The organism is Trichodesmium erythraeum IMS101 (genome assembly GCF_000014265.1).
GTDB lineage: Bacteria > Cyanobacteriota > Cyanobacteriia > Cyanobacteriales > Microcoleaceae > Trichodesmium > Trichodesmium erythraeum.
Genome location: NC_008312.1, coordinates 760512 through 786088, shown reverse-complemented (window position 1 = coordinate 786088; position 25577 = coordinate 760512). Strand labels below are relative to the sequence as shown.

The 25577-nt window shown below is 33.9% G+C and carries 11 protein-coding genes; 6 read left to right on the top strand and 5 right to left on the bottom strand.

Annotated elements, in window-relative coordinates; translation table 11 throughout:
• Positions 1 to 158: 158 nt before the first annotated feature.
• The 5 genes from gmd to TERY_RS02295 all read right to left on the bottom strand — a co-directional run bounded on the left by gmd (position 159) and on the right by TERY_RS02295 (position 7683).
• Positions 159 to 1187 carry a GDP-mannose 4,6-dehydratase gene (gmd, locus tag TERY_RS02320; protein WP_011610341.1) on the bottom strand — a complete coding sequence of 343 codons (1029 nt, stop codon included), beginning with the start codon at positions 1185 to 1187 and terminating at the stop codon, positions 159 to 161.
• A gap of 684 nt (positions 1188 to 1871) precedes the next feature.
• On the bottom strand, positions 1872 to 2603 hold the full coding sequence (locus TERY_RS02315; RefSeq protein ID WP_011610340.1) for a sugar transferase: 732 nt from the start codon (positions 2601 to 2603) through the stop codon (positions 1872 to 1874).
• A 218-nt stretch (positions 2604 to 2821) separates the two neighbouring features.
• The gene (locus tag TERY_RS02310) at positions 2822 to 4537 is read right to left on the bottom strand and encodes a S8 family serine peptidase (protein ID WP_052845740.1); all 1716 of its coding nucleotides are present in this window, start codon (positions 4535 to 4537) and stop codon (positions 2822 to 2824) included.
• A gap of 833 nt (positions 4538 to 5370) precedes the next feature.
• Positions 5371 to 6546 carry an LL-diaminopimelate aminotransferase gene (locus TERY_RS02300; protein WP_011610338.1) on the bottom strand — a complete coding sequence of 392 codons (1176 nt, stop codon included), beginning with the start codon at positions 6544 to 6546 and terminating at the stop codon, positions 5371 to 5373.
• Positions 6547 to 7488: 942 nt separating this feature from the next.
• Complete coding sequence (locus TERY_RS02295; RefSeq protein ID WP_011610337.1) at positions 7489 to 7683, bottom strand: hypothetical protein; 195 nt, start codon at positions 7681 to 7683, stop codon at positions 7489 to 7491.
• A gap of 209 nt (positions 7684 to 7892) precedes the next feature.
• On the opposite strand from TERY_RS02295, the gene TERY_RS02290 reads away from it, so the two are divergent.
• From TERY_RS02290 to TERY_RS02270, 6 genes are all read left to right on the top strand, one after another.
• Positions 7893 to 10625, top strand: coding sequence for a TIGR03960 family B12-binding radical SAM protein (locus TERY_RS02290; RefSeq protein ID WP_011610336.1), 2733 nt, complete (start codon positions 7893 to 7895; stop codon positions 10623 to 10625).
• Positions 10626 to 10865: 240 nt separating this feature from the next.
• Positions 10866 to 11342 (top strand): transposase, encoded by a 477-nt coding sequence (locus TERY_RS02285; RefSeq protein WP_011610335.1) that lies wholly within the window; start codon positions 10866 to 10868, stop codon positions 11340 to 11342.
• Between the two features lie 213 nt (positions 11343 to 11555).
• On the top strand, positions 11556 to 11705 hold the full coding sequence (locus TERY_RS34380; RefSeq protein ID WP_196797203.1) for a hypothetical protein: 150 nt from the start codon (positions 11556 to 11558) through the stop codon (positions 11703 to 11705).
• Between the two features lie 165 nt (positions 11706 to 11870).
• Positions 11871 to 13919, top strand: a complete 2049-nt coding sequence (locus TERY_RS02280; RefSeq protein WP_011610334.1) for an Rne/Rng family ribonuclease — start codon at positions 11871 to 11873, stop codon at positions 13917 to 13919.
• Between the two features lie 356 nt (positions 13920 to 14275).
• Positions 14276 to 14911, top strand: a complete 636-nt coding sequence (locus tag TERY_RS02275) for a ribonuclease HII (protein ID WP_011610333.1) — start codon at positions 14276 to 14278, stop codon at positions 14909 to 14911.
• An 867-nt stretch (positions 14912 to 15778) separates the two neighbouring features.
• Entirely contained in the window at positions 15779 to 25216 is a 9438-nt protein-coding gene (locus TERY_RS02270; RefSeq protein ID WP_011610332.1) for a tetratricopeptide repeat protein, read from the top strand.
• Positions 25217 to 25577: the final 361 nt, after the last annotated feature.

Genomic DNA, 25577 nt, shown 5'->3' with positions numbered 1-25577 from the left:
TAGATACATGGGATAATTTTTTCTCTTTTTAGCTACTTTTTAATCATAAATTTAGTTAATTTTGATAGTGCTAAAAGTCAACTAAAAGCACTATCACCTCAAAAAAATTAAGGATTACCTCAATAATTTAACCCTCTTAATAACTTAGTCCTAAATTTTTAATCAAAACCATTACTATTAATAACAGCTTTTTCCAAAACCTTAATATCAGAATCAACCATCAAATGTACCAACTCCGTAAATGTAACTGATGGTTTCCAATGTAACTTTTCTCGTGCTTTTGTACAATCACCAATTAACAAATCAACCTCAGTAGGACGTAGATAACGAGGGTCAAACTCCACATAATCTTGCCACTCTAGATTTACATAAGTAAATGCTATTTCTAGAAATTCTTTAATAGAATGAGTTTCATTAGTAGCAATCACATAATCATCTGGTGCTTCCTGCTGTAGCATCATCCACATAGCTCGAACATAATCCTTTGCATATCCCCAATCTCTTTTAGCATCAAGATTACCAAGATAAAGTTTTTTTTGTTTATCTGCTAAAATTCTAGCTACAGCACGAGTAATTTTACGAGTTACAAAAGTCTCACCTCGACGAGGACTTTCATGGTTGAATAATATACCATTACAAGCAAATAGATTGTACGACTCTCGATAATTTATTGTTTGCCAGTAGGCATAAACTTTAGCACAAGAATAGGGACTACGGGGGTAAAAAGGTGTAGTTTCTTTCTGAGGTATTTCTTGAACTTTACCAAACATTTCCGAAGATCCAGCTTGATAAAAACGAACTTCAATCCCAGTACGTTGTTGATAGTCTCGTATTGCTTCGAGTAAACGTAGAGTGCCCATTCCCACTGAATCTACCGTATACTCTGGAGAATCAAAGCTCACCCTAACATGGGACTGGGCACCTAAGTTGTATATTTCTAATGGCTTAACTGCTTCAATAATTCGACGTAGAGTAGTCCCATCAGTTAAGTCTCCATAATGGAGAAATAATCTAGCATCTGGATAATGAGAATCTTGATATATATGCTCTATCCTATCTGTATTAAAGCTAGAACTACGTCTAATGATACCATGAACTTCATAGTTTTTCTCAAGTAAAAGTTCAGCTAAATATGAACCGTCTTGACCTGTAATACCAGTAATTAGCGCTCGTTTCCTTTCACTCATTATAGTTAATATTCATAACGCAACGTAGTTACATACTCTCGGCCTTAGATACACCAATTTCTGTAACATTTAAGATTTCTTTTTACTATAATACAAGCCATTCTACTGAACTTTCCCAAACTTACCCAGGGTCTACTTTAAGTTCAGGACTTTAACTTCCTGTTTTATAGAAAAACTCTAAGGGTAGCCTGCAACTTATATTCTAGAGCAAGCTTAAAATCCCTTGAAACTCAAGCTAACAATACAAATCGTTTTTCAAATTGAACGAGTCGGACAATGTGCTTAACATTAGCATACTTTTCTTCCATCACTACAAGTTACTAGAGTATTTATATCAATATCTATACAGACAACAACTCGTTTTTTAGCAGTTAGCTTTTAGTGAAATTTATCCTTTAATCATATTGAAGCAATTATCTGTACCCGCGAGTTTATCACATTTGTTACTGGTTATGAGGCTAATTTTTGATAAATTTTTTTATTTTTTACCCCATAGCAAAGTTTGACTCTCTACTAATTTATCAACTTGTATTCTTTCAAAATATTTATCTTCCTAAATAAAACGTCTATTATTTCAAGTTATAAATTTGGGTTAGAGGTTCAATATTTGTAAAAATATCACCAACCTCTAACCCTACAATAGTTTAAGATAATTTGAAATCTCTTAGTCCTAATGATTCAGGATTAGTAAGCACCGTTGTTTTTTGGAAAAATAACAATACCAATAGTTTTAAACATGATCCATATATCTATCCAAAAATTTCGGAAATTTACATAGTAAAGATCTATTTGAACTCTCTTAGGATAAGGAATATCATTGCGACCAGAAACTTGCCACAAACCAGTTATTCCTGGTTTAATGGTAAGAATTTTATCCATGTGATGACCATATTTTGCTAGTTCTTCAAGGACTAATGGTCTCGGGCCTACTACACTCATGTCACCTTTCAAAACGTTCCAAAATTGAGGAAATTCATCTAAACTTGTAATTCTTAGAAATCTACCGATCCATGTAATTCTAGGGTCATGTTTTAATTTAAAACTATCTTGAAATTCTTGACGTAGATCAGGACAAGTTTCCATAATTTCTCCTAACACTTCATCTGCATTTTGCACCATGGTTCTAAATTTTAAACAACGGAATAGCTTTCTATTTTTACCTACTCTTTCTTGAACATAAAAGATTGAACCTGGTGAACTGAATGCAATTAGCAAAGCTATCAGGACGTAAACAGGGGAAAACAATATGAGAACAGATAGAGAAAACAGGATATCGAATAATCGTTTGGAAAATCCTATTTCTAGGACTTGATGAATTTGACTTTTGTGTTTATCTCTGGGGAGGAAAGGCTGAAAAGCTCGCCCTGTAAATCCTCTAATTACTTTACCAGAGATGAATTGGCTATCGGCAGTCATCTTACTCCTTCACTTCACACCACACACAGTCATGATCATAAAGCCTATAGAGAAATAGAGGGCAACTTTGGTTATGAAAAATAAAACTAATTTTGGACCAGGACAATTTTTGACCTCTGACTTAAGTATTTTTGCGCCCAGTATACAGGGATTTTATAAAAATCTGTCCAGGATATTCCCAGTCCCTTTCCCATTCATATTTTCTTCAGTAGTCTAAATTAGACAATCACATCTGCTGAGTTAGTAGTATAAGTAATTATATTTTCAATGGCCTCAACAGACAAACTTGGATTAGCTTGTTTAATTAAAGCTACTATACCTGTAACATAAGGTGTAGCCATTGAAGTACCTGTCAAGAAACTATATAAATTACCTTTTATAGAAAGAGGTACAGGGGCATAGATATCTCCTGCATCTTCAGGAAAACCATCCCCCCCTGGAGCAACGACATAATCTAAAGGTTGGTTTCCAGCTTCATTGGAAAAAGAAGAAAATTTCCCATTTTTCTCTACTGACCCAACCGCAATTCCCTGTTTATCAGCTAACTTTGCTGGATAATCAGGACTACTTAAACTACCATTACCTGCAGCAGAAACAAATACAACACCTCGTTCAGCAGCATAACGAATAGCTTCAATTTCCCCACTAACTAAATTTCTATCACCAGAGCTAAAGTTAATCACATCTGCTCCATTATCAACAGCATAACGAATAGCCTCTATACCATCGCTAACTTTACCTGTTCCTTGATCATTAAGTATCCTGAGAGGCATAATTTGGACATTTGGAGCTATACCAGTTGTCCCTATCCCATCTCTCTTGGCAGCTATAGTGCCTGCAATATGAGTTCCATGACCTTTTTCATCTCTTGAGTCATTATCATCATTGATAAAATCCCAACCCTGAAAATCATCCACATAGCCATTAGCATCATCATCAATATTATTGTTAGGAATTTCACGGCTATTCTTCCAAATTTGGCCTGTTAATTCTGGATGGGTATAGTCTACACCACTATCAATAACGGCTACTACAATACCATCTCCCAGAAAGCCTTGATTCCAAACTTCGGGTGCTTTAACCAAGTCTAGTCCCCACTGATTTCCTCCTAAATCAGGAACTTCTGGAAAGGAAGTACTACCAATAGCACTGGCTACTGCTGCTGAGGCATCGACTAAACCATATCCAAAAATATTATTAAAGGTTGGTCTTACAGAACTATTCGTTTGTAAAAGTTCATTAGTATTTGCGGTATCTCCAAAAATTAACTCACTTTTAACGTTTGTATTAGATATGTCTTTAACTATTGCTAATATGGAACCATTTGCCTGAACTTGAATTAATGTACCTCCATAATAAAAATCTTCTCTTAATAGAATGTCACTTTCTGTTAAGTTTGCTGGCATTTGAATACTGTCAAAATTAGGATTAAAATCATAAATAATATCTGCAGTATCTAAATTGTTATTATTTGGTGAATCTCGCAAAACAAATATATCATTGCCTGCTTCTCCAATTAATGTATCTTTTCCTAAATCCCCATAAATTGTATCATTACCATTGCCTCCGAATAAAATATCCTCTCCTTTCCCTCCATAAATTTGATCATTTCCGATTTCTCCATAAACTGTATCCTTACCTAAATCTCCAAAAACTTGATCGTTACCTTGGTCAGCTTCAATAAAATCATTACCTCTACCACCTCGTAAAGTATCAGAACCACTTCCACCAAAAATATTATCGTTACCTTGATTACCATTAATCAATTCAGGGCTTAATGAGCCTATTATTGTATCATTTCCATCTAAAGCTTGTAGACCTGCTGAATATGGAATTAGTAAATTTACAGGTACAGTAAATTGATTATGATTATTATCCAATAGATAAGAAATACCAGAATAGTTAGAACCAATCACAGTTTTTTCATCATTCATTTTTTTCAGAATTAACATCTAAACAAAAACTAATGGCGCATATCTTAGCATTTACGCTAGCCTTTTTATAAAAAGTTTGAGAACATATTTAATTGAAAAACTTGAAGTTGATTTATAAAAATTAATATAATTAAGCTTTTTTTTGTAAATACCGACTTAACATACATACTTTCATTTAAAATGAAACAGTCTAGTATTGAGAGCATTATTTTTTTGATTACCGAACAATTGAGTTTAAAGCCTCGCCCACCAATCTGACGACAATCCATGTTTAAATAAGATTGATTATTTACCCCTCTTCTATTTATTATAAATACTGTAGAAAAGAAGAGGTGCCTCAAAACTCTCCCCACGACCTTGAGGAGAACTTAGGAAGCTTTCAGGTTTCGGAACAGCTTCTTTCCAGCAAGGTACAAATAAAAACCCACAATATTTTTTGGTCAGTCGCGCTCGGGTATTTGGAGACTTTAAATAGACTTGGATGCCGGCTAAAATCTCCCCTAAGAGGAGCTGGTTATGCCGGTGATGAGAGGTCAGCTCTCATCAGATATACAAATCAACTTTCTCCCCCTGCCTAAAAACCGGGGAAGATGACAAAAATATAGAATTCCATCAAGGGGTTTTACAAGTCCAAAAACTACAAATAAGCTCTGAAATATTGCTCATTGGTGCCACTCCTCCAAACCCCCATCTCAAAAATTTGCAAGATGGATGAAAAATATAAGAATAAGATTAGTATAGATAATAAAATAGTTGAAAAAAAATAGAGAATAATTAAATAAAACTTAAATATAGTAATTCAATTTAAAAGGATAGTTTTTTTGTCTAAATATTTATATGTAATTAAGACCTGAATCTTTAATTCTTTGTAATGCTTGAGAAATTCTTTTGTCTTCTACTGTTAACGCAATACGAATAAATCCTTCTCCTGATGTACCATAAGCGTTTCCAGGCACTACGATAATGCCACATTTTTCTAGTAAAAGAGTAGCAAATTCTTGAGATGTATAATTTTTAGGAACTGGAACCCATGCATATAAACTGGCTAAGTTTGCTTTAATGGGATAACCTAAAGATTGCAAACCTTTGATGAGAATATCTCGTCGTTTTTGATAAACTGCCACTAGACTTTGTAAGTGTTTTTCGGTTGTAGAAACAAAAGCTTCGGTTGCAGCTTTTTGAATGGCTTGAAATACTCCAGAATCTATGTTGGATTTTACTTGACTTAATCCTTTTATTCCTAGACTATTTCCTGCTACAAAACCAATGCGCCATCCTGACATATTATAGGTTTTGGATAAGCTATGAAATTCAATTGCTATATCTTTAGCGTTAGGAACTTGTAATATACTAGGAGGTTTATAATTATCATAAGCTATTTCAGAATAAGCATTGTCGTGGCATAACAATATGTCATAATGTTTACAAAAACCTACTAATTCTTCAAAAAACTCTAAGCTAGCTGTAGCACCTGTAGGATTATTAGGATAATTAATCCACAATAATTTAGCTTTTTCAGCTACTTCTTGAGGAATATTACTTAAAATTGGTAAAAATCCATTTTCAGCCCTAAGTTGCATCGAGTAAGGTTGACCTAATGTAAAAATTGTTGATGTCCGATAAACTGGATAACCAGGGTCTGGTATTATAGCATAATCCCCTGGATTTACAAAAGCCAGAAAAAGATTGTGAATTGACTCTTTAGAACCTATAGAGGAAATTACCTCTGTTTCTGAGTTCAAATCTTCAATGCCAAACCTACGCTTCATCCAATCTGCTGCGGCTTGTCTATATTCTTTTAGACCTTTTATAGGAGGATAATGGTGATTTGTTGAATCTTTAATTGCTTCATGCATTGCTTGAACAATATGATTTGGTGTCGGTTGGTCTGGATCTCCTGCACCAAAATTGATAATGTCAACTCCTCTGTCGATTAATTCATTTTTTTTACGGTTAATTTCGGTTAAGGGATAAGGCGATATTTTTTCTAGTTTTTTGGCAAACTCCATGATTATTTTTTATTAGCTCCTGCAATTAATTAATGTGGACATAGTACAGTTTATTTTGAAAGTTGCTGAGGTAGTTTTCTTAAATAAAAATTAAAATATTGTTCAGTTATAGCTAGTCAATTTTTGTTTTCTAGATTTAGGTTTCAAAAAATATATTTAAGTATAACAACAATTTTTCCAAACATTTTGATTAGGCAATTCTACATCAGTTTTCTCAAGTTACTGAGGTACAGTTTTTTTCTTCTTTTCTATATCTTGTTTTCCTTGTTTACTACTCTTTAAGGTACCTTATGTGAAGCTTCCTAACTAAAAAAAATTAATTTTGTACTTCAACAGTATGGGAAATGTCATACTTTTTTTATACAACTGTTAAACACCCTATAGTTTTTTTTCCGATTAATACAAAAACAATCTAAAATTAATACACATAATTTTTAAGTATGAGATGTAAGCAGATGTGAGCATTTGAATGTTTATAATAAGATTACCATGTACCATACCCAACTAAAGTTTACATCAAGTAAAGAATTTAATGGTCTTAAAATATTAAGAGAATCAGTAAAAAGAATATACTACTTAAATTAGCAAACTATTTATTTACTGATAAGGAGAATAAGGCAAAAGGTAGAAATCATTTATGCTGAAAACAGATTAGAGGGGTTAATTAAAAGGTAAACTATTTAGTATCATAACTATTTATTTAGTCATTCCTGTGTTTCGGTTTTACCATCTACTGAATTAAGAATTATTAAAATATATACAAAAAAATACGCAGGAAATTATATCTATTTCAGTTCATGCTTTGTTGAATTTTACTGTTAACTTGATAGTTTTACTAAAGATTTATTTTCTAATAACTGATATCCATGCAAAAGATTATTTTTGCTGTTAAAATGTTTTGCTAAGGAGAAGAAATGTAAAAATAAAAAAAATTCCAATTACTTACATAGTAGGGACGAGATGAATTCGTCCTGCATCCATCTCTTCCATTAATAATTCTAATGCCTCATAGTCTACATCGGAAATATAGCCAAGTCGTGTCAACTCAGAGTTGATTTGATTTTCGATTTCAGGGGTTAATCGCCGAAAATAGAGAGCTTTAGATACAAGTTTCCGAATCACACAGTTTGGTTCCATGGCTAATCTAAATAAAAACTCTATATAGTTAAATTCTCTGGTACATATTTAACCTTATAGGTGATTCAATACTATACGAGAAAGTGATATTCGTCATTAAGACCCTAAGGCCAAAATGAGGAAGGTCTATGAATTCTAGTTTAACACCATAAGTTTTGGTGCTATCTTGATAATATGTATAACTTAAAAATATACCTTAAATACTAATAGTGGCAGTAGCATTAGAGAGTTTACTTACACCCCATATCCACAAACCAGCTCGTTACCTTGGTAATGAGTTTGGTGCTTTTCATAAGCCTTGGGACAGTTCTCAAGTGCGCTGGGTATTGAGTTACCCAGAAGTTTATGAAGTAGGAGCTTCTAATTTAGGACATATAATTCTTTACAATATCTTGAATTCTCAGCCACGACAACTATGTGATCGCGCATATTTACCAGCTCCAGATTTAGCAGAAAAATTGCGGGCCACAGAAACTCCACTATTTGCTGTAGAATCAAGGCAATCATTGATTCATTTCGATATTCTAGGCTTTAATCTTAGCTATGAATTAGGAGCGACAAATATTCTAGAGATGCTAAGTTTGGCTGGTATCCCATTAACTTGGCAAGAACGGCTTAAACTAGGGAATAGAGATGAAGACAAATTTCCTTTAATTTTTGCAGGTGGCCAAACAGCAACTTCTAACCCTGAACCTTATGCAGACTTTTTTGACTTTATTGCTTTAGGAGATGGAGAAGAGTTACTTCCAGAAATTGGACTAATAGTTGACGAGGGTAAGAAGGGTAGATTAACCAGAGAAGAATTACTTTTGGACTTAGCCCAAATTCCCGGTGTTTATGTGCCACAATTTTATAGCATGGCTGAAGATGGCTCAGTCTTCCCAACTCGTCATGATGTGCCAAGAACGATACTGCGTCGAGTTGCAACTCCTATGCCGGCTTATTCTATAGGTTTGGTTCCTTATGTAGAAACAGTCCATGATCGACTGGTAATAGAAGTTCGACGTGGTTGCACTAGAGGTTGTCGCTTTTGTCAACCAGGTATGTTAACTAGACCAGCACGAGATGTGGAACCAGAACAAGTAGTGGATACTATTGAAAAAGGTATAACTGCAACTGGACATAATGAGTTCTCTTTACTTTCCTTGAGTTGTTCTGATTATTTGGCTTTACCAGCAGTGGGAACTGAAATTAGAAACCGTTTCCAGGATGAAAATATTTCTTTATCTCTACCAAGTCAGCGAGTAGATAGATTTGATAAAAATATTGCCAATATTATTGGTGGTGGTCACCAAAGTAGTTTGACATTTGCTCCAGAAGCAGGTACCCAACGAATGCGGGACATTGTAAATAAGGGATTGACAAATGAGGAACTTTTACGGGGAGTAAAAACTGCTTATGACCAAGGTTGGGATAAAGTTAAGCTCTATTTTATGATTGGTTTGCCTGGAGAAACTGATGCTGATGTGTTAGGTATCGCCGAAACAGTTAATTGGTTGCAGCAAGAATGCCGAGCTAAAGGTCGGAGAAAGCTACAGGTTACTTTAACAATTTCTAATTTTACCCCGAAGCCTCATACTCCTTTTCAATGGCATTCGGTTTCTGTGACTGAGTTTGAACGTAAGCAAGAATTGCTAAAGGCAGAATTTCGGAGGATGAAAGGTGTAAAAGCCAATTTTACCGATGTCCGTCTCTCAGCAATGGAGGATTTTCTGGGTAGAGGCGATCGCCGTTTAGCATCTGTAATTCTGCGTGCTTGGGAACGAGGCGCTGGCATGGACTCTTGGTGGGAAAGTTTGGATAGAGCTTTTGCTGCATGGAGTGATGCTATTGCAGAATCAGACTTGAGTTGGAAGTACCGTCAAGTAGAAAAGGGTGAGTGGAATGTATTTTCAAATACAGAAGAAAATTTTAATATATGGAATGAAGACCAAGTCAATTCCCGACTTAACCAACCCCTACCTTGGGATCATATAGATACTGGAATTGATAAAAATTGGCTCAAAGAAGATTTGCACAAAGCTTTGGCAGAAGTAACTGTTCCTGATTGCTCCTTTGGGACTTGTTCTCATTGTGGTGTTTGTGGTCCAGATCTAGGTCATAATATTGTTATTCCACCACCACCAATTCCCAAGTTTGTAGGTCAGTTTGTCCCTAATCAAAATCGGGTACAACGTCTACGAGTTTGGTTTGGGAAATTAGGAGAAATGGCCTTAGTAAGTCATCTAGATTTAGCGAGGTTATTTGCTCGTATTGTTCGTCGGAGTAATATACCTATTGCCTTTAGCGGAGGATATCATCCAAGTCCACGAATTGTTCTAGCTAGTGCTTTATCTCTAGGAGTAACTAGTACAGGAGAAGTAGTGGATTTTGAGTTGACAGAAACAATAGATGTGTTAGGATTTCAGAAGAAGCTAGAGAGTCAATTGCCAGTTGGTATACCTATATATAAGGTAGAAGAGGTAGAAGTTAAGAGTCCTTCTTTATCTCAGACATTGGAGAAAGCAGAGTATATTTTGAGGGTCAGTAAAACTAATGATTCTACAAAAGATTTGATACAAGACTGCAATACTATAAGAGAAGTTGAGGAAAATGACTGTTCTAACCTAAATTGGCAAGGGTGGGTAGAGGCAATTAAAAATAGGGAATTAATTCTTTGGGAACAAAAAACAAAGTCGGGTAAGGTCAAAGTTATTAACTTACGTGATCGTTTATTTGAATTGGAGTTTTTAGAGTATCCAACAACCTTAAATTTTTGCATACCTTGGTCTTATGAGTCTAATTCGTATTATGAAACTGATGCCATTATTCGTTATGTAGGAAGCTATCAGAATGATGGAACTTTACTAAGACCACAAAATATAATTTATATGCTGAAAGAAGTCAGTAAGCTAGAGTTTGAATTGGTATATACTCATAGGCAAAAGTTGTTTTTGAGGTAATAAAATTTAATGTTAATGGAAACCTATTAAGAGGGTATCTATAAGTAAAACATTAAATTATGGTATGGGGTGAGTATCAAAAGCGCAAAAAGAAAGGGCAAAAATAAAAGGCGTACATTTATAGTGAAACTCAATGGTGAGTTGATGTAATTCTCTATATCTTATAAAATGTAAGCTTTGAGCATTCTTTAAGATTTATTTTATAGATACTTGACAAGAGTGATCAGCTACTACAATTAAATGGCTTATTTACAAAAATCTTTTTTCCATGATTCCATAAGGTATTATAGCTTGGTAGAAATTAATCGAGAATTATTACCTCAAACTGATAATTCAGTAGATATAGATTTAGGCATCAAAACTTTTACTACTTTAAGTAATAGTAAAAAAATAGATGCACCAAAACCTTTGAAGAAACTAATTAAGAAGTATATATTACAGAGTAAGTCATTATTTAAAAAATGCTTAGGTTCCAAACGGTACGAAAAAGCTAGATTGAAAGTTACTAAATTTCATAATCAACTTAAAGATACAAGATATGACTTTCTGCATAAGTTATTAACCAGTATTATTAACTACAACCAAATAATTGTACTGGAAGTTTCTAATGTGTCTGAAATGCTCAAGAAGTGGTGCAACCTTGCAATAATAATAGTTGCAAGGAAAAACGCACCAAAACATAGTCAATTATCCAAGGCAATTAGCGATCTAAGTTAGGGACAATTCCGAACATTTCTAGAAAGAAAAAGGGAAAAATACCGTCGTTATTTTAGGGTAATTAATAGATGGGAAGCAGCATATCAAACCCACTATTATTGTGGGTTTTTAGGTGGAAAGTTAGACCTTTCAGGAGCGAGAATGAGAAGATTTGAATTGCGGTAGTAAATATTACCGTGATAAAAATGCAGTCACAAATATATTAGTTGTTCCTTGGGCAGGCATCCTACGGATGAGTTGTTTCTTGTAGAGGATATTCGCTTTTCATTTCGCGCAGCAAAACGTTTTTTAGATCGTGAAAGGAAAGAGAAATGGAGACAAAAAACAGACGTGGAAGGAAGGGTCAGACTACCGCCAAGGTAGCACCGACCATATTGTTAGCGCACTTGCGTAAGCATGCACGTCAATTCGCCGAAGAGCTTCAGCTCGCTAGGAATTCCGTAGTTGTAGGCCGGGGAGAATGTCAAAACGCCACATTTTTATAAAAGGGAAAGACTTGGTAAGCAAGTCTGCACAGGAGGAAATTGAATGCCGAAGCAAATAATTATCGCTGAACAGCACAGAATTGCCGCCGTATTTTCTGAAGACCAAATACAAGAACTTGTTGTTGCTAAAGGTAGCCATCAAGTTAGTGATATCTATCTCGGAACCGTAGAAAACGTAATACCTGGAATAGATGCAGCTTTTGTCAATATTGGAGATCCTGAGCGCAATGGATTTATTCATGTCAGTGATTTAGGCCCATTGCGATTGAAACGATCCTCTGGTGCAATTACAGAACTACTTACACCCCAACAAAAAGTCTTAGTGCAAGTGATGAAAGAACCCACTGGTACAAAAGGACCACGTTTAACAGGTAATATAACCCTACCAGGTCGTTATTTAGTTTTGATGCCTTATGGAAGGGGTGTAAATCTATCAAGGCGTATTAGTTCTGAGAGTGAACGAAATCGTCTTAGAGCGTTGGCAATTTTAATCAAACCAGCAGGTATGGGCCTGTTAGTTCGTACTGAAGCAGAAGGTATGGAAGAAGAGGCAATTCTGGAAGATTTAGAGGTTTTGCAGCAACAATGGGAAATAATCCAAATTGAAGCTAATTCTAACAGAGCTCCTGCACTACTAAATCGTGATAATGATTTTATTCAACGGGTACTGCGGGATATGTATAGTACTGATGTTAATCGAATTGTAGTGGACTATAGTGAGGGAGTGAAGCGAGTCAAGCAACATTTGCTCAACTGGAGTGGGGGTAAACCATTGCAAGTTTTAATTGACCATCATGGCGATCGCATCCCTATTCTAGAATACTTCCGGGTGAATGCTGCGATTAGAGAAGCTCTCAGACCAAGAGTAGATTTACCTTCTGGTGGTTATGTTATTATCCAACCAACTGAAGCACTAACTGTTATAGATGTCAACTCTGGTTCTTTTACACGGTCTGCTACAGCTCGGGAAACTGTACTTTGGACAAATTGTGAAGCGGCTACGGAAATAGCCCGTCAACTACGCCTACGTAACATTGCAGGAGTTATTATTGTTGATTTTATCGACATGGACTCACGACGAGACCAACTGCAAGTTCTGGAACATTTTAATCAAGTTCTCAGAGCTGATAAAGCTAGGCCTCAGATAGCTCAGTTGTCAGAATTGGGTTTAGTCGAATTGACTCGCAAACGCCAAGGTCAAAATATATATGAGCTATTTGGTCGTAATTGTCCTAGTTGTAATGGATTAGGACATTTAGTTCATTTACCTGGTGAATCTGAAGTATCTATTGGGGATGTTAATTTGTCTGTGGTTAATCGAAATGTAGATGCTGAGGAATTAACTAAACCTGTAGCTGTTACTCCTCCAACTTTGGTGGGTGTGGCTCAAAACTATTCTTGGGAGACTAGACAAGGATATCAAGAAGGGGAGAATGCTAATAATGCTTCTGATTTGGAATTGTTGAACCATCCTAGTTACCAGGAAACTCGTCGTCGTCGTCGTCGTCGAGTAGGGGTTGGTGAAACAATGCAGGATGAGAGTTTGGAATTGCATGAAAGAGAATTAGGATCGGGAATGGAGTATCCTATCCTTTCGGAGGGATATTCTCTGACAAGTAATACGAGACGTTCAGGAAGAGAGATAATTAGACCCATTACTGAAGCTCCAGAAATAGTAACGGTAGAAATGACTTTTGATGAACAAGATGTATATGCTTTGATGGGTATTTCTCCATTAACACTTGTAGAGGAGGGAATGGTAAAAAATCCTAAATCAGTCATTATCTCTATTAAACAACCAGGGGAAGGAGAGAATCATTTGAGCAGAACAAGGGTAGATAAGGAAGAGGTTGAAGTTGAATCAGTTGCAGACTATGAGGAAAATGATGATGATCAGGAATTAGATAATTTTGATTTATCTGTTTCTTCTGCTCAAGATGATGATTTTGATGTTCGTGAGGAAAATGGTAACTATGATTTAGATTTGAGTGATTCAGATGTTGATTTGAATTCTGATAGTAATGACTCTGATGATTCTGGGCCAATTCGTCGCCGTCGTCGTCGTTCTTCGGCAGTTACAGCGGAAGAATAAGCATAAAGTTTGGCTTTTGGACAAGATTATTAAGAGTTGAGAGTGTGGAGTATGGCTGAAGTGAGAAGTTGGGTATCAGTAACTCAGACATCAGAGGTAGGATTCTTATTGTGAGTAAATTTCGATAATTTGGCAATTTCCTAACTCCCCTGAGGATTTCTATGACTCTGGAAGCAAGACTGAAACCCAAGTATTAATTTCAAAAAATATTCAGCTACCAAGAGCTTACTCAAAAATAAAAAGTTTCCAGAGTAAAAACCTATTAACAGCAAGTCTGTTAAGGGTTATATGAAATAGGTAAGTGAACAACCTATTTAATTATTTTGATTTGAGTAAGTTTGAGGAGGTTTCATTAGGTGGAAATCGAGAATTCTTCTGACTTAATTATTGATGGTTTATACTCATTTCTAAGTGCTGGTGTGGATGAAGTGGGGCGTGGAGCCTTATTTGGACCTGTCGTGGCAGCAGCGGTAATTTTGCCAGAAGATGTTTTGGATGATTTGGCTAGTACTGGAGTGACAGATAGTAAAAAGCTGACGGAAAAACGTCGTTGTCATTTGGCTTCTCTGATTCGGACAGTGGCTTGGGATTGTCAAATTGGTATTGCTTCTGTACGGGAAATTGACCGTTTGAATATTCTCAAGGCTTCTTTGTTGGCAATGAAGCGGGCTGTTTTGAGGCTAAAATTGAGACCAGATTTGGTTTTGGTTGATGGAAATCAAGAGATTAGAGATTTATTTATACCTCAAAGGACTGTTGTGAAGGGGGATAGTAAGTGTTTGGCGATCGCTGCTGCAAGTATTGTGGCTAAGGTTTGGCGTGATACTTTGATTATGCGCTTAGCAAAAAAATATCCTGTTTATGACTTGACGAAAAATAAAGGTTATGGTACAAAAAAGCATAAACAAGGAATAATAAATTACGGGGTGTCACCTCAACATCGTCTTTCGTTTAGTCCTTGTCAACCTTCTCTGTTTGAAGTCAGAAGTTAATGTCCCCTTAACCCCTACTAAGGGGGTATAACTGTTTCTTGGTTACAAAAAATAGAGAGGAAGATATAAATATAAGTATAACTGGGGAATTTTTGCCAAATCCTCAGTAAGCACAATAAATTTATTAATTATCCTGAAAGGCCAATTCATAAATTATCATCATTTGAGCCATAGCAAAGTGGGCTGGTGCGTTATAGACTATATCTAAATACTTATGTAGCACTAAAGAATTACTACTGATTTCAATAAAGGAATTTATTTAAATCAAAAAACCTTTGACTTAATGACTCTAATTATAAAGGCTTCTAGTCCTAGAAGAAAATGTTATATGAAAACCTTTTGGGTGATTATTTACTCCGAGGTTTTGAATGTCTTTGGGTTGGTTAATATTTACTGCAATTAAATAGGAATTTATTTGAGATATTTATCGACATTGATACTATTTTTAACTATGACCTTTTTATGATCAATGTACTGATAGTATGTATATGGTTATTATTTTATTATAACACATTTTTTTGTTTATTTGTTTGATGGGATAACCTGGCACAGCTACGATAATTTTTAGTTTTTTTTGTGCCTAGTAATTAGGGTAAAAATTATTAATAGTTGAAGAAATCAAAAAAACTCCCAATAGCAAGATTAAAACTAAAATTATATGGGGTTAACTTTAGTTAAAAATTTAATATTTAGAACTAAATTAATTAATCAAAATATTGGGTTATAGTTTTTGGGGATAACAGAAATAAAAATTGAGAATTGCTATTCCTAAGTTTTTGGTCAAAAATTATAGATTGAGAAAATCTATTTTAAGGTGTGAAAGATAATTAAAAAAAATTGCTGGAGAATAATTACTGTCAAAAGAAAATGTCAAAGCCTATGGACATCAAATTTGATGATGGTGAAATTAAACAAGCCTTTAAAAAATATCAATCTGGAAACTGGGAAGAGACAATAAACATTTGTCATAAGATTATAAAAAGACAACCGAATAATTTTTTAGTTTTAGAACTTTTAGGGTTATGTGCTTATAAAAACAATCAAATAGAACAGGCGATCGCTTATTATCAAAAATCTTTAAAAGTTAATTATAATTATGCAGAAACTCATAATAATTTGGCTGTTGCACTTCAAGATAATCAGCAAATTGATGCTGCCCTTCGTCACTGTAAAATCGCTATTAAATTGTGTCCTAATTATGCTGAGGCATGGCATAACTTAGGACTTATTTTGCGAGATAAAGGCCAATTTGAGGCAGCTATTGAGCATTATCAAAAATCTCTTGAAATTAAACCAAATAATGCTGAAGTATATCATAGTTTAGGTACTATATCTTTAGAGCTGGGAAAACTTTCGGAATCACAAAAGTATTATCAAGAAGCTCTTAAACTAGATAAAAATTATCTCAATGCTCACTTTGGTTTAGCTGCTGTTTTGCTTAAACAGGGAAGTTTGATGCAAGGTTTTTCTGAATATGAATGGCGCTGTAAACGTCAAGATTATATAAATCATAGCTTTTCTCAACCTGTATGGGATGGATCAAAATTTCCAGGGAAAACTTTATTAGTTTATACCGAACAAGGTTTAGGAGATTCTATTCAATTTATACGTTATATTCCTTTGGTAAAAAAATTAGGAGGCCGTGTAATTGTTGGATGTAATAAAGATGGATTAAAATTATTATTTACTACGGTTTCAGAAATAGATGAATTGTTTGTTATCGGTAAAAAATTCCCAGATTTTGACCTACAAATTCCATTAATGAGCATACCTCGAATTTTTGGTACTAACCTAGAGAATATACCTACTGAAATTCCTTATTTATTTGTACCAGAATCAAAAAAAAATCAATTTTTAGAAACTGTCAATAGTTTCAAAATCGGTATAGCCTGGAAAACAGATAGCCAAACCAAGACTAGCAAAAAACGTTCTTGTTCTGTTAAAGATTTACAATCTATTTTAAATGTAGATAACGCTAAGTTTTATATTTTACAAAAAAAAGTTTCTCCTGAAGATTTGGAATGGCTGAATTCTCAAACAAAAATACATAATTTAAGTTCATCTTTTAATGACCTAGCTGATACAGCAGCAGTCATAAAAGAATTAGATTTAGTAATTACAATAGATACAGTTATTGCTCACTTAGCGGGAGCATTAGGTAAACCTGTTTGGGTAATGTTAAATTTTGATTCTGATTGGCGTTGGTTAATAGACCGTGAAGATAGTCCTTGGTATCCAACAATGAGATTATTTAGACAGAAAAAAATGGGAGATTGGCAAGGAGTTTCTCAAGAAGTTTTTGGTGCTTTATATTCTAAATTACTGACTTTTTATAAATATGAAAAGACAGATTATCCATCAATAATTAAACCAGGATTATCAGTTACAACTCAGGACTTACTGACAATAGCTTTAGAAAAATATCAGGTAGAAAACTGGAAAGAAGCAGAGGAAATATGTCACTTTATTATTCAAAAGCAACCCAATTGTACTAGTGCATTTGAGATACTTGCTCTGTGTGCAAAAAAAACGGACAAAATTGATTTAGCAATTGTTTACTATCAGAAAGCAATTAACCTCAACCCTAATAATTATAAAACTCATTTAGGGTTAGCTATTGTTCTGAAAAAACAACAAAAACTAGACGAGGCAATAGTTCATAATCAAAGAGCAATTGAACTGAAACCAAATGAGGCTTCTGGTTGGCATAATTTAGGTGTAATATTTAAGATTCAAGGCAATATTCCAGAAGCAATTTGTTGTTATCAAAAATCTCTAGAGATTCAACCAAATAATACTTATATTTATTACTCTTGGGCTAATATTCTGAAACAACAGGGTAATTTAACAGAAGCAAAAGTTCTTTATGAAAAATGTATTGAGTTAAATCCTAATCATATCAATGCTCACTTTGCTAGAGGATTTATTATTCTTAAACAAGGAGATTTGTTAGTAGGATTTTCTGAATATGAATGGCGCTGTCAACGTCAAGATTATATAACTCGTAGTTTTGCAAAATCTACATGGGATGGGTCTAATTTTGCTGAGAAAACTTTATTAATTTATACAGAACAAGGTTTAGGAGATTCTATTCAATTTATCCGGTATATTCCTTTGGCAAAAAAATTAGGAGGTCGTGTAATTGTTGAATGTAATCAACCAGGATTAAAATTATTATTTACTACGGTTTTAGAAATAGATGAGTTATTTGTTGAAGGTGAAAAATTACCAGATTTTGACTTTCAAATTTCATTGATGAGTTTACCTCGAATTTTCCAAACTACCCTAGAAACTATACCTGGAGAAATTCCTTATTTATCTGTACCAAAGTCAATCAATTTTCCCATTCCACTTTCTCCAGAAAATAATCTTAAAGTAGGAATATTCTGGCAAACAAGTAGTACCAATGAAACCGGTCAAGTACGTTCTTGCTCAGTTGAATATTTAGAAGAAATTATTAATATAGATACAGTCAACTTTTATGCTTTACAAAAGGAGGTATCAGTAGCAGATAATGAATGGCTGAAATGTCAAACTAAAATACATAATTTAGGTTCATCTTTTAATGACCTAACTGATACTGCAGCAGCTATAGAACAATTAGATTTAGTAATTACAATAGATACAGTTATTGCTCACTTAGCAGGAGCATTAGGTAAACCTGTTTGGGTAATGTTAAATTTTGATTCTGACTGGCGCTGGTTGACAGACCGCAAAGATAGTCCTTGGTATCCAACAATGAGATTATTTAGGCAGCCAAAAATAGGAGATTGGAATAGTGTACTTATTGAGGTAAAAGAAGCATTAATGGAATTTATAGAATCTCAGAAAAATTTACCAGATTTACCAGCAAATTTTGAGAATGCATATCAATATTATCAACAAAATAATTTAGTAGAAGCAGAAAGAATATGCCGTCTAATACTTGAAGAAAAACCTCAAGATTTTCAGGTACTTCATTTATTAGCTGTACTAGAAAATTTAGCAGGTAGAAATGACATAGCAATTCAGCTTTTGAATCAAGTTATTAATCTGTATCCTGGCTTCACTGAAGCTTATTCAAACTTAGCCAAACTAATGAAAAAAGAAGGTCGTTTAGAAGAGGCGATCGCTCATTATCAAAAAGCTATTTCTCTGGAACCAAATAATAGTAGTAACTATTCAAATTTAGGATTTATTTTTTTAGAAAAAGGTCAAATTGAGTCAGCAATTATTAACTCTGAAAAGTCTATAGAAATTAATCCTAATAACTCACAAGGAAACTTCAATTTAGGCTTTGCTTGGGCAGAAAAGGGAGACTTATCAAAGGCAAGCACCTATTATCAAAAAGCAATTAATTTACAGCCAGATTATGCTCAGGCACACAATAATTTAGGATTAATATTTCAAGAAAAGGGGAACTTATCAAAGGCAAGTAACTATTATCAACAGGCCCTTGAAATTAACCCTAATTATGCCGAAGCATGGTGCAATTTAGGGGTTATTTTGCTAAAACAAGGTCAAATTGAGTTAGCAATTGAATATTTTAGAAAATCCCTTGAGCTAAATCCAGATTATGCTCAGGCATACAATAATTTAGGATTTGTCTTTCAAGAAAAGGGGAACTTATCAAAGGCAAGTAACTATTATCAACAGGCCCTTGAAATTAACCCTAATTATGCCGAAGCATGGTGCAATTTAGGGGTTGTTTTGCGAAAACAAGGTCAAATTGAGTTAGCAATTGAATATTTTAGAAAATCCCTTGAGCTAAATCCAGATTATGCAATGACACACAATAGTTTGGGAGTTACTTTTGAGGAAGAAGGAAATTTCACTGCCAGTATTGCCTCTTATCAAAAAGCTCTTGAACTAGAACCAAATTTTCCTGAAGTACATCTAAATTTAAGCTTAGTTTGGCTACTTCTTGGAGATTTAAAGTTAGGGTTCCAAGAATATAATTGGCGTTGGCAAGCTAGTAAAGCTCTATTTTTAATACAGCCAGAAAAGCTTTGGGATGGGTCGAACTTAGAAGGTAAAAAAATCCTTATTTATGCCGAACAAGGATATGGCGATACAATTCAATTTATCCGTTATATTCCATTGGTTAAAAAACAGGGAGCGCGCATAACTCTAGCTTGTCAAAAACCTTTAGTTAGATTGCTCGAAAAAATTCCTGAAATTGAGCAATGTTTAGAAGAAATAGTAAATTTGACTTTTGATGTTAATGCACCATTGTTAGAATTGCCTCGTATTTTTGGTACTACTTTAGACAATATTCCTCCACCAATTAAAAATTTAAACATACCTGAAATTCCGTCGATAAAATTAGAATCTCCAGAAAGAAATTACTTGAAAGTTGGTATTGTTTGGATGACAAACCAGGACAGTCCAACTGCTGTTAAACGCTCTTGTAAATTAATGAATTTTCAGTATCTTTTAGACGTAGCAGGAGTAAGTTTTTATAGTCTGCAAAAAGAACCTGGAGTAGATCTTAAATTATTAAAAACATTGCCTATATTAGATTTAAGTAGTCAGCTAAATGACTTTGCTGATACTGCTGGAATTATTACTAAACTTGACTTAGTAATTACTGTTGATACAGCAGTAGCACATTTAGCAGGAACATTAGGTAAACCTGTGTGGATATTATTACCTTTTGTACCTGACTGGCGATGGATGTTAGATAGAAATGATAGTCCTTGGTATCCCACAGCACGATTATTTAGACAGCCAAAAAGAGGAGATTGGAATAGTGTACTTATTGAGGTAAAAGAAGCATTAATGGAATTTATAGAATCTCAGAAAAATTTACCAGATTTACCAGCAAATTTTGAGAATGCATATCAATATTATCAACAAAATAATTTAGTAGAAGCAGAAAGAATATGCCGTCTAATACTTGAAGAAAAACCTCAAGATTTTCAGGTACTCAATTTATTAGCTGTACTAGAAAATTTAGCAGGTAGAAATGACATAGCAATTCAGCTTTTGAATCAAGTTATTAATTTGAATCCTGGCTTCACTAAAGCTTATTCAAACTTAGCCAAACTAATGAAAAAAGAAGGTCGTTTAGAAGAGGCGATCGCTCATTATCAAAAAGCTATTGAACTGGAACCGAATAATAGTAGTAACTACTCAAGTTTAGGATGGATTTTTTTACAAAAAGGTCAAATTGATTTAGCAATTATTAACTATAAAAAGTCTAGAAAAATTAATCCTAACAGCTCATGGATCAATATTAATTTAGGCTTTGTGTGGGAAAAAAATGGAAACTTACCAAAGGCGAATACCTATTATCAAAAGGCAATTGAAATTCACCCTAATCATGCCGAAGCATGGTGTAGACTAGGGAATATTTTGCAAAAACAAGGTCAATTTGAGTTGGCAATTGAATATTGTCAAAAATCTCTTGAGCTAAATCCAGATTATATTGAGGCAAATCATTCCTTAGGCTATATTTTTTTCCAATTAGGAAAACTTGCTGAATCTCAAAAATATTATGAACAAGCTATTAAAAAATATTATGAACAAGCTATTGAACTAAACACAAATCATGTAAATGCTCATTTTGGTTTAGCAAACGCTTTACTTAAACAGGGAAATTTTATCCCCGGTTTTTCTAAATATGAATGGCGGTGGAAAACTCAAGGTTTTATCGGTCGTAATTTATCTCAACCTGTGTGGGATGGTTCTAATTTTCCGGGTCAAACCTTATTAGTTTATACAGAACAAGGTTTAGGAGATTCTATTCAATTTATCCGCTATATTCCTTTGGTGAAAAAATTAGGAGGCCGTGTAATTGTTGAATGTAATCAAGCCGGATTAAAATTATTATTTACCACGGTTTCAGAAATAGACGAATTATTTATTAAAGGTGAAAAATTACCAGATTTTGACCTCCAAATTCCATTGATGAGTCTACCTCGAATTTTACAAACTACCCCGGAAACTATACCTACTGAAATTCCCTACTTATCTGTACCAAAATCAATTGACTTTCCTATTCCACTTGCTCCAGAAAACAATCTTAAATTAGGAATATGTTGGCAAACAAGTAGTACCACCGAAACCAGTCAAAGACGTTCTTGTCCAGTTGAATATTTAGAAGAAATTATCAATATAGATACAGTCAACTTTTATATTTTGCAAAAAGAAGTATCAGTCGCAGATAATGAATGGCTGAAATCTCAAACTAAAATACATAATTTAAGTTCATCTTTTAATGACCTAGCTGATACAGCAGCAGCTATAAAACAATTAGATTTAGTAATTACAATAGATACAGTTATTGCTCACTTAGCAGGAGCATTAGGTAAATCTGTTTGGGTAATGTTAAATTTTGATTCTAACTGGCGCTGGTTAACAGACCGGGAAGATAGTCCTTGGTATCCGACAATGAGATTATTTAGACAGGCAAAAATAGGAGATTGGCATAGTATAATTAAACAAATTAAAAATAGTCTAATAGATTTAGTAGAAAATGCTGCCCATGTCGAAAAAAAATCCAGAATTATAAGTCTCAAATTACCAGAATCTGGAGTCAAGAAAGCTCTAGGAAAATACACATCTAATAAGCTCAAAAAAACAGTCAATAATTATAGTAAATTACTCCAAACTGCTTTAGAAAAATATAAAGCTGGAAACTTTGAAGAAGCAGAGCAGATATGCCATCTAATTATTCAAGATAAACCGGATGTTGCTGGTGCTTTTGAAATACTTGGTTTATGTGCCCAAAAAACAGATAAAACTAATCTAGTTATTACTTATTGTCAAAAAGCAATTAGCTTAAATCCGAATAATGAACAAACATATCTTAATCTAGCTATTGCTCTGAAAAATCAGCATAAATTTAATGCAGCAATTATTCATAATCAAAAAGCGCTCTCTAGGAAACCAAATTATGCTGAAGCTTGGCATAATTTAGGGCAAATATTTAAAGGTAAAGGTGAAATTACAGAATCAATTCGTTGCTATCAAAAAGCTCTGAGTATCAGACCGAATTATATTGATGCTCACTTTGGTTTCAGCTTAATTTTTCTAAAACAGGGAGATTTTATTCAAGGATTTTCTGAATATGAATGGCGGTGCAAACGTCAAGATTATGAAACTCGTAGTTTTGGTCAACCTGTATGGGATGGCTCAAATTTTCCAGGAAAAACTTTATTCATTTATACAGAACAAGGTTTAGGAGATTCTATTCAATTTATCCGCTATATTCCTCTGGTAAAAAAATTAGGAGGCCGTGTAATTGTTGAATGTAATCAAGCTGGATTAAAATTATTATTTACTACAGTTTCAGAAATAGATGAATTATTTGTTAAAGGTGAAAAATTGCCAGATTTTGACCTGCAAATTCCATTGATGAGCCTACCTCGAATTTTCCAAACTACTCTAGAAACTATACCTACTGAAATTCCTTATTTATCTGTACCAAAATCAATCGACTTTCCCATTCCACTTGCTCCAGAAAACAATCTCAAAGTAGGAATATGTTGGCAAACAAGTAGTACTATTAAAACTAGTCAAAGACGCTCTTGTCCGGTTGAATATTTAGAAGAAATTATCAATATAGATACAGTTAACTTTTATATTTTACAAAAAGAAGTCTCAGTCGCAGATAATGAATGGTTAAAATCTCAAACTCAAATACATAATTTAAGCTCATCTTTTAATGACCTAACTGATACAGCAGCAGTCATAAAACAATTAGATTTAGTAATTACAATAGATACAGTTATTGCTCACTTAGCAGGAGCATTAGGTAAACCTGTTTGGGTAATGTTAAATTTTGATTCTGACTGGCGGTGGTTAACAGACCGCAAAGATAGTCCTTGGTATCCGACAATGAGATTATTTAGACAGGCAAAAATAGGATATTGGAATAGTGTATTGAAGCAAGTTAAAGAGAGCTTAGAAAATTTACTAGAACATAATTCTCCAACCAATAAAATTTCTGAAAGAACGGCTATTAAATTGCCAGAAGAAGCCATTCAAAAAGCTTTAGCACAATATAAATCTAGTAAACTACCAAAAAACACGCCTTCGTCTACCTTCATAAATTCTCCCAAAAATCTACAAACTCAAGGTTTAATTCCAGCAACTAATAGTAATATCAAAGAACCCGAACATTCAAAAAAATCTACTTCGGAAATCATCAAAATAATTGCTATTAACTGGCCGTTAAACCATCATACTGGCTGGGGTATTTATGGCATTAATCTTACTCTCCAACTACTTCAAACCCCAGGATATAAACCCCTACTATTAACACCTCCTTCCATTCAACCTGGAACCTTAAACCCTCTCCATCAAGCTTTACTAAATCCAGCTTTTAATGAGCAAAAAAATTTGCAAAATCAACTCAAGAATCAACAAGGTAAAAAATTGCAAGTAAACTTGCCAATATTACAAGCATTAAATAGTAATTTTTCTATTAGTAACAATCTTATAGGCACCCAAAATATTGGAATTATTTTCTCAGAAAATACTAAATTTACTTCAGAACAAATAAATCGTGCCCAAGCATACAATTTGATTATTACAGGTTCTACTTGGAATACTAATGTTTTAGAAAGTAATGGTATAAAACCTCTACAAAAAGTTTTACAAGGTATCGATCAAACCATTTTTCATCCAGCACCTAAATCTAATACTTTTAGCGATCGCTTTGTTATTTTTTCTGGTGGAAAACTAGAATATCGCAAAGGTCAAGATATTGTTATAGCAGCTTTTAAAATTTTCCAAAAACGTCATCCAGAAGCACTATTAATTACAGCTTGGCATAATTTTTGGCCTCAATTTATGGCAGGAATTGAGCAAACTGGAAATGTTGTTGGACTACCTAAAATTAGTCCAAATAAACATTTACAAATTACTCAATGGTTGCTAGAAAATGATATTCCTAGCAGTGCAGTTATTGATGTCGGTATTATTCCCAATTATATGGTTGGACAAATATTACGAGAAGCTGATGTTGCTGTATTTACAAATCGTTGTGAAGGGGGTACAAATCTCGTAGCAATGGAAAGTCTTGCCTGTGGTATTCCAACAATTATTTCTGCTAATACCGGGCATTTAGATATTATTAATGACTCTCATTGTTATCCACTACGTTGTCAAAAATCTGTCAAACCTACCCCTCTTTTTCCAGGTGTAGAAGGTTGGGGGGAATCTGATGTTGAAGAAGTAGTTGAAATGTTAGAAAAAGTATATTCAGATCCAAAAAATGCTAAACTTAAGAGTAATGCTGCTGTGAATTTTATGCAAGATTTAACTTGGGAAAAACAAATTCAACGTCTGCTAGTTACGCTGCAAAATATAATCTAAATTAGTTAGTAAAAAAGAAGAAATAGTAATACTAAATATCAGGAATTTTTGCTATATATCCTGGCGCTAAAAAACATAATAAATATTTATTCCAAATTGTAGAGACCTTATGTAGAACCTCCCTAGTTTCGAGGCTAGAAGAAAGAGCGAGATTTTAGTAAATTTTGGAAAAAAGCGAAAAATGCTCGATGTACCTGTCTCAAATAAATTGCCACAGTGCTTGATATTTTTCAGCTACTTTTATCAAAATACACGACCATAAAATGCATTCTTCTTTTTAAAGTGGTATAATATATTAATGGGTATATAGAGATATAGGATAACAACTAAATAAACCGAAGCATTGATTTTAAAAAAAAAT